Origin of the sequence: Nocardioides sp., assembly GCF_014360585.1 — a bacterium.
Classification (GTDB): domain Bacteria; phylum Actinomycetota; class Actinomycetes; order Propionibacteriales; family Nocardioidaceae; genus Nocardioides.
The window spans coordinates 1-11,396 of record NZ_JACIXG010000124.1; the positions used below are offsets into that span (position 1 = coordinate 1).

Consider the following 11,396-nt stretch of genomic DNA (forward strand, 5'->3'; position numbering starts at 1 on the left):
AACATCGACGAGGTGCAGCCCGTGCGGGGGCAACGTCAGCCCCCGTAGATCGTCCAGGGTCGTCATGAGCTGGCCGGGAGTGAGCGGCATCACATGGATCCGGCTGACGCCAGTCCGAGTCGCTTCTCCGCGTTGGGGCCGAGAGCGCGCGTCCCCTCGATCTCGGGATCGATCCGAACATCGACGAGGTGCAGCCCGTGCGGGGGCAACGTCAGCCCCCGTAGATCGTCCAGGGTCGTCACGAGCTGGCCGGAGCCTTCGAACACCCTCGCCAGGCCGACGAGGTCGGGCGGCGCCTGCTGCGCGATGTCGTCGGGGAGACCGTACTTTCGCAGGTGTTTGACCTCGGCGCCGTACTGGAGGTCGTTCATCACGATGATGGTGAGATCGAGACCGGCGAGGCGTACGGCATCGAGCTCTTGGGCGCTCATCATGAGGCCGCCATCGCCACAGACGAGGAAGACGGGGGCATCCGGCCGACCGGCCGATGCGCCGATCGCCGTGCCGAGACCGAGCCCGATGGAGCCGTACCCGCGGCCGACCAGGAAGTCGCGAGCACTTGGCGTGCCGACGAGCGAGATCAGGGTGGGCAGCGAGCGGCCCGAGTCGGTGACGATCACTCGGTTCGGGGGGAGGACCTCGTCGAGAACGCGGTAGACCTCTCGAGGGTCGAGGCCGGTGCTGGTCTCGAGTGGCACTGCGTGCACGGACTCGCGGATCTCGTGCCTAGACGGCAGCGACGGTGGTTGGCGACGTCCAAGCTCTCTGAGTCTCCACTCATCGAGGAGCAATGCGGCCGTGTCGCGTGCGTCCCCGATGAGGGCGAGGTCCACAGGAACGACCTCGGCGACCGCGGCGGCGTTGACGTCGCACTGGACGACGGCCGGGTTCGAGAAGAGCTTGCCGTGCCCGGAGGTGAACTGGTTGAAGGAAGCGCCGAACACCAGCACCAGGTCGCACTCCCGCAGGGTCGCGCGCGAGGCCACCGGGGCCCAGCCACCGCTGAGACCGAGGTCGTGGGGGTGACCGGCGAACAGCTGGTTGGCGAGGACGCTCGTCGCCAGGGCCGCACCGGTCTCTTCGGCGAGGTCGGCGAGTGCCGCCCCGGCGTCCGCGTGCACGGCACCCTGGCCCGCGACGATCACCGGCCGAGAGGCAGCCGCGAGCATGTCGACGGCGGTGGTGATCGATGCTGCGTCGGGGGCACCTCGGGAGCGGCCGGGTGCCCGTCCGGCGGGGAGATCGTCGATCTCCTCGTCGACGATGCGGTCGGCGAGGCTCAGGACCTGCGGTTGTCCGTCCCATTCGGCCGCGGTGACAGCGGCGTCGAGGGCGGCGGGGAGCTCGGCGAAGGTGCCGGCGTGGTGAAACCCGGCGCCGATGAGTTCGGTGAACCCGCGCTGGTCCACGTTCTGGGCCGTCATCGAGTCCGGTGAGGGCGACTCGGCGACGACGAGCATGATCGGGCTGTGGTTGCGCTGAGCGGCTATCAGTGCGTTGACCGCGTTCGCGAAGCCAGGGCCTCGTGAGACGCTGCACAGCCCGACCTTGCCGGTCGATCGTGCATACCCGACGGCGGCCGAGACGCAGGTCGCCTCGTGTCGGGTGGGCACCAGGCGGAGAAGACCGTCGGCTACGCCGGCGCCGATCCATGGCACGTTGGTTCCGCCCAGCATGCTGAACACGGTGTCAAACCCTCGCGACGCCAACAGCTGCGCGACTCCTACGTGACCTAGCACGATCTTCTCCTTCATATCTTCCTGTGTCAGTTGGCGAGGGTCTTGTTGACGCGAGTGACGAATTCGCCGAGCCCGTCGCCCTGCATCTCCTCGAGGTCGGCGAACCCGTACCAGGGGTTCGGCGCCTCGTACCATTCCTCCTCGGCGACCTTCCGGTCGTCCTCCCACCCGGTGCGCGTTCCGGTGCCTGTGCCCAGCTCAGCCATCAGGTCGTGGCCCTCGGGCGACGTCGCCCATTCGAGGAACAGCCGAGCGGTGTACGGGTGAGGCGTGTCAGTCGGCAGCGCGAGCATCCACAGCGCTGACGCCGTCGGGTCGGGGTAGGCGTACTGGATGGGCGCGCCCTGCTCGATGTATGAGTTGTAGAGCGTGTCCGTGCCGAAGGTGACCGTGTATTCACCCTTGACGAGCTGTTCCGCGATCGGGATCTGGCTCTCGAACAGGGAGGGGTTGTTGGCACCTACGCCGTCGAGCCAATCCCAGCCATACTTGTCGGCCTCGTTGTACACCTCGTTCGCGTAGTTGCCGGCTGTGGTCGCGCCGCCGGTGTCACCCAGGGCGATCTCGCCCTTGAATGCCGGAGAGGCGAGCGCGGCGACCGGGTCCTTCTCCAGGAGGGCCTTCTGCTCGGGTGTGGCGACGTCGGTGTTCCAGGCGATGGCGCCGATGCTCTGGTGCAGCGAGTAGACCTTGTCAACCAGATCGGTCTTGCCGCCGTAGATCGTCTCGAAGTCGTAGTCGCCGGCGCTCTCGGTGGTGTAGTCGGTGATCCAGCCCTTCTCGTCCGCGTCCTGCCAGAGCTGGTAGACGTTCTGGATGACGATGTCGGCGTTGTTCACGCCGCCCTGTGTCTCTTGTGCCCATTTCTGGAACAGCGTGGTGCTGCCATCGCGGTAGAGCTTGACCTTGATGCCGTACTTCTCGGTGAAGGCCTTGGTCCACTCCGTGGTGGACTTCTCGGTCGTCCCGGCGTAGAGGCTCAGCTCGCCGCCCTCCGCTTTGGCCAGCTTGACCAGCTCGTCCATGCCGCCTGCTTCGGCCACGTCCTTCGGCAGGCTCTCGTCAGCCTCGCCCTCACCTGAGCACGCGGACAGTGCCAGCGCGCCGGCTAGCGCCATTGTCGCCAAGGCCTTCAATCTCATCATCGGGGTTCACCTTTCGTGGGGGCAGCAACTTGGGGGATGAGACGGATGCTGCCGACTCCGTCGTCAATGGTGAGGTCGGTTCCGAGATCTCGGGAGAGATGTTGAATCCGTTCGAGCACGCGGGTCGCGTTCTCGCCTTTGGCGAGTCGGGGCCTGCCCTCGGTCAGTGGATGCGTGGCGGAGCGCCCGGTGCTACGCGTGATCGGAGCCTCGTCCGAGACGTCACGCCCGAGCTCGACGGGGCGAAGCGTGATGCTCTCGACCCTGCCGTCGACGATGTCCACATTGATGAGGGCGGAGCTCCACCAGGTCTCACGGTGAGGACCGAGCCCTGGGTGCAGCGGCCAGATATCTGGCGTCAGAGACGGCAGTGAGTCGGCGTCGTGGCCCCAGGTCTCGTACGCATCGGCGGGGACGTGCTCGAGGAAGGCCGACTGGGCGAAGAAGTTGCCGAGACCGTAGAAGATCGGCTTGCCACGGTAGATCTCGATGCCGAGCGTGCGGTGCCAGCCGTGCCCGAGATAGATGTCGGCGCCCTCGTCGATCGCCCGGTGCGCGAACTCGCGCACGAAGGCCGGCGGTCGGTTGCCTCGCGGACCTTCCGAGAGGTTGAAGTGGTGGGCGACCAGCACGATGTCCGCCATCGCTCGCGCGGATCGGATCGACCGCAGGTTCGCTTCGAGATCCTCGGGGTGGCACGTAGTCGTGACTCGGGGAGTCTCGGCCGAGTGGAACACGAACTCACCGGCGGCCGACTGTCCACCCGGCAGGGTCAGCTGGAACTGGTCGTCAGCGAGCTGTTGTCCCGTCTTTCCCGGGCCGGTATGCGCCTTGGTGCGCAAGATGCCCAGTCCGTCGGCCGCCTCGCGCAGGGCGGCGGCGCTGTCCGCGTCGACCTCGTGGCACATGTTCACGCGAAGCGGATTGATGCCGGGACGGCCGACCATCGTCTCCTTGGGGCGGCCTGCCCACTCGGTGGCCTTGTTCCCCGATGCCGTCGCCACGAGTGCCACGCGGCCGGCCGATGTCTCGCGGTATGCCGGCTTCCGCGCCTCGTCGAGGTCGGCACCGGTCCCAGCGCAGGCGAGGCCGGCCTTCCTGCACGCGTCCAAGGTCGAGGTCAGGCCACGCTGTCCGAAGTCGAGGCTGTGGTTGTTCGCCATCGACAGGACATCGACACCCAACCAGGCGAGGTCGGCGGCGACCGCAGGGTCCGCCAGCATGTAGCTCCCATAGCTGTCGCCGCGTCCCGCCCAGAGCTCACGGTGATCACCGAAGTTCATCTCGAGGTGTGCGTAGGTCACATCGGCCGCGTGCAACGCGTCCCGGATGCCCAGCATGGCTGGATCGGTGAGCTGGGCGAACGGTCGCGCCGCAAGATACTCTCCCGCGATCGCGACAGTCATCGATGTGCTCATCGGGCCTCACTCCACTCGGGTCAGACCGGCGTGTGATGCCGGTCACTGCCATCGAACATAGGTGGAGCCCGTCGCAGGGCGAAACCACACAGTTGATAGTGACCCGATAACCCCGGCCTTATCGGTTGCCGTCGACTGCGGTCACGCCGGCGGTGCCACCGTGGCGTCGACTCCGCTGCGGGCCAGGCCGGCCGCGACGAACCCGGAGGACTTCAGGTCCTCCACATGGGAGGCGACGGCATCGACGATCCGAGGCTCCAGTGAACGGGGGAGACCGACCGCCTGGTTGATCTGCATGAACGGCGGCTCGAGAAGTCGGCGACCGGTGGCCGATGCGTATGCCTCCATCGGCTGCCTCACCCCGGCGGCTGCGTCGAGCCCCTGACTCTCGAACAGATCGGTCGCCTCGTCGCCACGGACGATGCTGGCATGCTCGAGCGTTCTGGTCAGGTATAGGTCGTACGCCGATCCCTCCCTGACGCCGATCGCGACGCCTGGCCGGTCGACCTGCCCAGCCTCTTGGAGGCCGGAGTCCGGATCGACGACGTACACGCCGTCGATCGTCACGTAGGGCGCGGTGAAGGCCACGGCGTCCTCCCGTGCCGGCTCGTTCGCGAGGAAGCACAGGTCCGCGCGACCGGAGGCGATCTCGGCGTACGCCTTCCGAGCCTGGTCGACGGCCGTCAGCCGGACCGGAACTCCCAGCCATTCGCCGATCTCGTGGGCCATGTCGACCGTCACTCCTCGAGGATCGTCGGCACTGCCTTGGGCGAGGACCGCGTTGCCGAGATTGATGACCACCCGCAGCGCTCCGGTCGGTGCGATGGCGTCGCTCAGTTCGTTGCTCATCTCGTCAATGTAGCCACGCAGGCGGACGAAGAGCCGGTGCCAGGTGACGACGGCTGCTTATCTCTCCATCACCGATCGTTGCTCGACAGACGCCGCCTCCCCGTGCGGATAGTGATCATGGATGGCGTGATCGCCATCACAGTCCGCCTCGACGCGCGAGTGCGCAGACCAAGGGAGATGCAATGAGCAGACGAACAGGACGATCTCGACACACGGTACGCATCGCCGCGGCGCTGGTCGCCACGACGGTTCTCACCACCGGCCTGACCAGTGGAGTCGCTGTCGCGGGCACCGAGCACGCGTCCGGTCACGCGCAGTCGCGACCGGACTCGAAGACGTCCGGCACGGTCTTGCGGGTGAAGGTGGCATCGACAGCGCTCAGCGGCAACCTCGAGGGAGATGACCCCGAGCGCGACGTGTCGATCTACCTGCCTCCCGGCTACGACAAGAACCGCAGCACCCGTTATCCGGTGCTTTACATGCTGCACGGCTTCACCCAGACCGACCTCAGCTACTTCGCCGAGGATGCGGGGACCAACGTGCCTGCGACCGCCGACCGTACGCTCGCGACCAAGACTTCGAAGCCGATGATCATCGTCACCCCGAACGCCATGACCGTTCACGGCGGCAGCAACTACTCCAGCGGTGCGACGACCGGAGACTGGGAGACGTTCATCTCCGACGAGCTGGTGTCCTACATCGACTCGCACTACCGCACGATCCGGGACAGTGACTCCCGTGGCATCGCCGGCCACTCGATGGGCGGCTACGGCGCTCTGCGGATCGGCATGAAGCACCCCGACGTCTTCTCCTCGCTGTACGTCCTCAGCTCCTGCTGCATCGACGCGAACAGCAACATCCCGGACACCGCCGAGGAGATCGAGGCGATGCAGGACTACACCGCGCACCCGGAGAACTACCCCGATGGGCCGCCGTCGAGCATCCGCACCGCCGTCGCCGCGGCTGCGGCGTGGGCCCCGAACCCCACGAAGCCGCCCCTCTACTTCGACTCCCCGTTCGTCGACGGCCAGCTCGACCCCGAGGTCTACGGCCGGATGACCGCCAACCGCCCCCTGGCGATGGTCGACCAGTACATCGGCTCGCTGCGAACCCAGAACATCGCGTTCGACGTCGGCAACGCCGACGTCAACATCGCCCGAAACCTCACCCGACTGGACGCGACGTTGACGGCGTACGACGTCGAGCATCGCTTCGAGGTGTACGAGGGCAATCACGGCAACCGGATCCCGGAACGGTTCGAGACCAAGGTCCTGCCCTATTTCTCGGAGGTGCTCGAACGACGCTGATGCGTCTGGATGTGCTGTTGAACCGAATCGCTTGACCGCAATATGTGATCACATCTAGTGTCCTCTTTGCGTGGATCCAACATGCGTCGCCACTGCGCCTTCGATACGTCGGGGCGCAGTGGCCATCCTCCAGTCGTTGCCCCACCCGAGAGCCCTGAGGTTTGACACATGGCCTTCAAGCGCATGATCCATTCAGTCGAGACTCACTCGGGCGAGCCGATGCGAGTCATCACCGGCGGGGTTCCGCACATCCCCGGCGACACGGTCTATGACCAGATGAGATGGCTGGATGAGAACGACGACCAGCTCCGGAAGCTGATGCTGCGCGAGCCACGCGGATACCCGCCGCTGTGCTGCAACCTCATCGTGCCCGCCAAGCACCCCGAGGCGGCTGCGGGCTACATCATCATGGAACAGGTCGAGTACCCGGTGATGAGCGGCGGCAACACGATCGCCGTCGCGACCGTCCTGCTGGAGACAGGGATGATCCCGATGGTCGAGCCGGTGACCGAGTTCAAGCTCGAGGCGCCGGCAGGCCTGATCGGCATCCGTGCGGAGTGCTCCGGCGGCAAGGTCACGCAGGTGACCTTCGAGAACGTGCCGGCGTTCGCCGCCTATACGGACGCTGTCATCAAGGTGCCGGAGCTCGGCGAGGTGACCGTCGACGTCGGTTGGGGCGGGATGTTCTACGTCATCGCCGATGTCGGCCAGTTCGACTGGGTCGCGTTGACTCCTGCGCACGGTGCCGAGATCGCCCGCATCTCCTCGTTGATCCTGCGTGCCGCACAGGACCAGCTGCCGGTCGAGCACCCGCACTATCCGGGCTACGGGATCACGATCTCCCAGCTGTCGGGTCCCTCCGACAACCCTGATGCCGACCGGAAGAACGTCGTCACCGTGGCGAGCGGCCCCGTCGACTTCGACGATCCCGCGACCTGGACCGGAGCGCTGGACCGCTGCCCGTGCGGAACGGGCACCTGTGCTCGGATGGCGACGTTGCACGCCAAGGGCGAGCTCGCCCTCCGTACGCCTTTTCGTCACGAGGGGATCCTCGGCACGGTCTATACCGGCGAGCTGATCCGCGAAGAGAAGGTCGGGCGGTTCGATGCTGTCGTGCCGACGATCGGCGGGCGGGCCTGGATCACCGGCTACAGCACCTGGGTCCTCGACCCGGACGACCCCTTCGACGAGGGCTACGTCGTGGGTGACATCTGGGCCTGAGCCATGGCACGGCGGGCGACAGGGTCGCTATCGATCCCCTCCGCTGTGATCACATCGATCGGCGCTCCGGTCGGATACGTCTTCTTGACGCGTTCGACCAGAGCGCCTCGTTTTGCCCAGGCGGGCCGGAATTGAGCGGTCTTGCGCGGTCGAACGCGAGCCTTGCCTGCTGGCGACAGGCGTAGGCGGGGCCGCCTCTTGCGCGATCTGTGATCACACTTTAGGGTGAAAGTGCTCACAGGCCAGCGAACTCGTCACCGAGCCACTACCGAGGGAATGCCCATGCCGAACCGTCTCCTCCTCGCCGCCGCCGAAAGCAAGCGGCTCGAGGAGTTCGCCAGCAACAACAAGCTCACCCGTCCGATCATCCAGCGGTACGTCGCCGGAACGACGCTCGCGGAGGCGCTGAACGTCTCGACGGCCCTGAACCGCGACGGGATGGACGTCAGCCTCGACCTCCTCGGTGAGTCGGTGACGGACGTGGCGCAAGCCGACGTCGCCACGGACGAGTATCTGCGGGTCATCGAGAGACTGCCCGAGCTGGTGCCAGGGCAGAGCGTGTCGGTGAAGCTCTCCCAGCTCGGCGTTGCGCTCTCCTCGCAGCGGTGCGAGGAGAACCTCCGTCGCCTCCTCGTCGCCGCGCGTGAGCACGGCTCGATCGTCGAGGTCGACATGGAGCACAGCTCGGTCGGCCGCGAGACGATGGCGATCTTCCGCCGGATCCAGGAGGAGTTCCCCGAGACGCGGATGGCGATCCAGGCCAACATGCGCTCCACGCTCGAGGACCTGACCGACTTCAAGATCCCGCCGCGAGTCCGCTTGGTGAAGGGCGCGTTCCTGGAGTCCAGAGACCTTGCCATCAAGGATGCCGACGACGTCACCGAGCAGTACAAGTACCTGTCGGTCTGGGCGCTCAAGAACCTCCCCGACCCGGCCTTCGGCACCCACGACGACACATGCGTCGACGTCATCAAGACGGCTGCCGCCGAGCTCGGAATCGACAAGCAGTCCTTCGAGTTCCAGATGCTCCAGGGCGTCCGTCGTCCGCTCCAGGACCAGCTGGTCCGCGACGGCTACCGGGTGCGGATCTACCTGCCCTACGGCACGCAGTGGTACCCGTACCTGACCCGGCGGATGGCGGAGAAGCCGGCCAACCTGCTGCTCTTCCTCCGTTCGCTCGCGGGCTGAGGCAGCACCGATCGACCGCCGGGACTCGGTGTCCACGGCAGAGAGGAGACCCGCATGTCATCGGCGGAGGACGACGAGGTCCGGCTGCGCGCCGCCGACCAGGTCTACGACGGAGTCGCCGGCCGAATCTTCAGCGGCGAGCTCCGGGCAGGGGCGAGGCTGCGCATCCGCGACCTCGCCGAGGACGCCGGCACCAGCGTGATGCCGGTACGCGAGGCGATCCAGCAGCTGGTCAAGAACGGCCTTGCCGTGAGCGAACCGCACCGGGGCGCGCGGGTACGCGAGTTCACGACCCGCGAGCTGATCGACATCTATGACGCGCGGTCGATCCTCGAGATCGAGGCCGTACGTCGCGGTGCGGCTCGGGTGAGCCGGGCCGACATCGCCACCATGCGCGCCGCGTGCGAGCGGATGTACCGCGCCGTCGTCCAGGTCCGGGTCAACGATGCCCTGGACGAGGACGAGAAGCTGCTCCGTACGGTCTACGCGGCCTCGGGCAACCCGGTGATCATGGACCTGATCGAGCAGCTGTGGATTCAGTGCCGTGCCTACAAGGTGATGGGCGCGACGGCCGCGATCCAGCACCAGGATGCCTCGCTCTGGGAGCCGCAGCCGGCCCTGATCGAGGCGATCGAGCGCGGCGACACCACGCTGGCCACGGCCATCACCCGCGAGTCGATCGCGGCCGCGCGCACCCGGCTCGAAGCAGAGATCTCAGCCCCTGAGCAGGGGCAGACCCGAACGAACGTCCATCACCACCAGTGAGGAAGAAAACCATGACCGTCAACACCGCCGCGAACCCTCGTGTGCCTGCCCCCGTCAACGAGCCCGCTCGCGACTTCGTCCCCGGCTCCCCGGAGTCCCTCGCGGTCACGGCCCAGATCGCCGAGATCCGCTCGAGCGTGAAGGAGATCCCGCACGTCATCGCGGGGGAGCGCGTCTTCGCCGGCGAGGGCACCGACGTCGTCGAGCCCCACGCCCACGCCAGCGTCGTCGGCCGCTTGGCGGAGGCGACCCCGGACGTGACCAAGGCCGCCATCGAGGCTGCGCTCGCCGCGCAGGAGTCCTGGTCGCGCACCCCGTGGTGGGAGCGGGCCGCGATCTTCCTGCGCGCGGGTGAGCTCGCGGCCGGCAAGTACCGCGACGAGCTGGTCGCGGCGACCATGGTCGGCCAGTCGAAGACCTTCCACCAGGCCGAGATCGACGCGACCTGCGAGTTCGCCGACTTCATGCGCTACAACACGCACCTCGCCTCGCAGATCTACGCCGACCAGCCGCCATCGTTGCCCGGTGACATCAACACGATCGACCAGCGGCCGCTCGAGGGCTTCGCGCTCGCGCTCACGCCGTTCAACTTCACCGCGATCGGCGCCAACCTGCCGAGCACGCCCGCCCTCATGGGCAACGCGGTGGTCTGGGGTCCCTCGCCGAAGTCAGCGCTCTCGAGCGAGGTGACCATGCGGGTCTTCGAGGAGGCCGGTCTGCCGCCGGGCGTCATCAACGTGGTCAACGGCTCCGGCGCGACCATCGCGGAGACCGCGATCGCGAGCCCGGACTTCGCCGGCCTCAACTTCACCGGCTCCACGGCCATCTTCCGTAGCCTGTGGAAGTCGATCGGCAACAACATCGACACCTACCGCTCGTTCCCGCGGCTGGTCGGGGAGACCGGCGGCAAGAACGCAGTCCTCGTGCACCCGACCGCTGACGTCGACGCGGTGCGTACGGCGTTGGTGCGCTCGGCCTACGAGTACCAGGGCCAGAAGTGCTCCGCGGCGTCGCGTGCCTTCATCGCGCGCTCGGTGTGGACCAAGCTCAAGGACGAGCTCGTCGACATCGTCTCGTCGCTGCCTGTCGGTGACCCGACGCTGCACGAGACGTACGTCGGTGCCGTCATCGACCGCGCCGGTGCGGAGCGTCTCCAGGGGGCCTTCGACCGGGCCAACGCCCTCGACAGCCACGAGCTGCTCGCGGGTGGCACCACCGACACCAGCACCGGCTGGTTCGTGAAGCCGACGATCTACACCACGACGGATCCGAACGCCTTCACCATGTCCGAGGAGTTCTTCGGCCCGATGCTCACCGTCCACGTCTTCGAGGACAGCGACTGGGACCAGGCGATCCGGGCGATCGACCAGGGCAGCAACTACGCCCTCACCCTGTCGATCTTCGCCTCGGACCGCTCCGCGATCTCGACCGCCCTCGACGGCCTGCGCAACGCTTCGGGCATGACCTATGTCAACGACAAGCCGACAGGTGCCCTCATGGGGCAGGTCTCCTTCGGCGGTGGCCGGGGTTCGGGGACGAACGACAAGACCGGTTCGCGGCTCTCCCTGCAGCGCTGGCTCTCCCCGCGCTTCATCAAGGAGAACCTCGTGCCGGTCACCGACTGGACCTACCCCTACCTGGCTCGCTGACCGAGTCGACCAACCCCTCCCGCCGTCCGGCGGTCGCGGCTGCCTAGGCGCGACCGCCCGACGGCCACGCACACCCAACCACGGAAGGCGGGCGGCAAGTCCCCCGGGGGAACCC

At 67.1% G+C, this 11,396-nt stretch carries 9 protein-coding genes; 5 read left to right on the forward strand and 4 right to left on the reverse strand.

The features are described 5' to 3' along the window. Nucleotides 1-89: 89 nt before the first annotated feature. The 4 genes from H5T77_RS24520 to H5T77_RS24535 form a co-directional block, all read right to left on the reverse strand. Complete coding sequence (locus H5T77_RS24520) at nucleotides 90-1,874, reverse strand: thiamine pyrophosphate-binding protein (protein ID WP_366816671.1); 1,785 nt, start codon at nucleotides 1,872-1,874, stop codon at nucleotides 90-92. Then, a complete protein-coding gene (locus H5T77_RS24525) occupies nucleotides 1,766-2,884 on the reverse strand; it encodes an ABC transporter substrate-binding protein (RefSeq protein WP_292653228.1) in 1,119 nt (372 codons plus the stop codon). Before H5T77_RS24525 ends, H5T77_RS24520 begins: the two co-directional genes overlap by 109 nt. Next, nucleotides 2,881-4,302 (reverse strand): CapA family protein, encoded by a 1,422-nt coding sequence (locus H5T77_RS24530; protein ID WP_292653229.1) that lies wholly within the window; start codon nucleotides 4,300-4,302, stop codon nucleotides 2,881-2,883. Before H5T77_RS24530 ends, H5T77_RS24525 begins: the two co-directional genes overlap by 4 nt. Nucleotides 4,303-4,443: 141 nt before the next feature. Next, nucleotides 4,444-5,151, reverse strand: a complete 708-nt coding sequence (locus H5T77_RS24535; RefSeq protein ID WP_292653230.1) for a transporter substrate-binding domain-containing protein — start codon at nucleotides 5,149-5,151, stop codon at nucleotides 4,444-4,446. Between the two features lie 182 nt (nucleotides 5,152-5,333). On the opposite strand from H5T77_RS24535, the gene H5T77_RS24540 reads away from it, so the two are divergent. From H5T77_RS24540 to pruA, 5 genes are all read left to right on the forward strand, one after another. Further along, entirely contained in the window at nucleotides 5,334-6,458 is a 1,125-nt protein-coding gene (locus H5T77_RS24540; RefSeq protein WP_292653231.1) for an alpha/beta hydrolase, read from the forward strand. A 168-nt stretch (nucleotides 6,459-6,626) separates the two neighbouring features. Continuing rightward, on the forward strand, nucleotides 6,627-7,679 hold the full coding sequence (locus tag H5T77_RS24545) for a proline racemase family protein (protein ID WP_292653232.1): 1,053 nt from the start codon (nucleotides 6,627-6,629) through the stop codon (nucleotides 7,677-7,679). Between the two features lie 282 nt (nucleotides 7,680-7,961). Beyond that, nucleotides 7,962-8,867: a proline dehydrogenase family protein gene (locus H5T77_RS24550; protein WP_292653233.1), complete on the forward strand. Its 906-nt coding sequence runs from the start codon at nucleotides 7,962-7,964 to the stop codon at nucleotides 8,865-8,867. 54 nt (nucleotides 8,868-8,921) lie between these two features. Continuing rightward, entirely contained in the window at nucleotides 8,922-9,632 is a 711-nt protein-coding gene (locus tag H5T77_RS24555) for a GntR family transcriptional regulator (RefSeq protein WP_292653234.1), read from the forward strand. An 11-nt stretch (nucleotides 9,633-9,643) separates the two neighbouring features. Beyond that, nucleotides 9,644-11,281, forward strand: coding sequence for an L-glutamate gamma-semialdehyde dehydrogenase (gene pruA, locus H5T77_RS24560; protein WP_292653235.1), 1,638 nt, complete (start codon nucleotides 9,644-9,646; stop codon nucleotides 11,279-11,281). The last annotated feature ends 115 nt before the right edge of the window (nucleotides 11,282-11,396 follow it).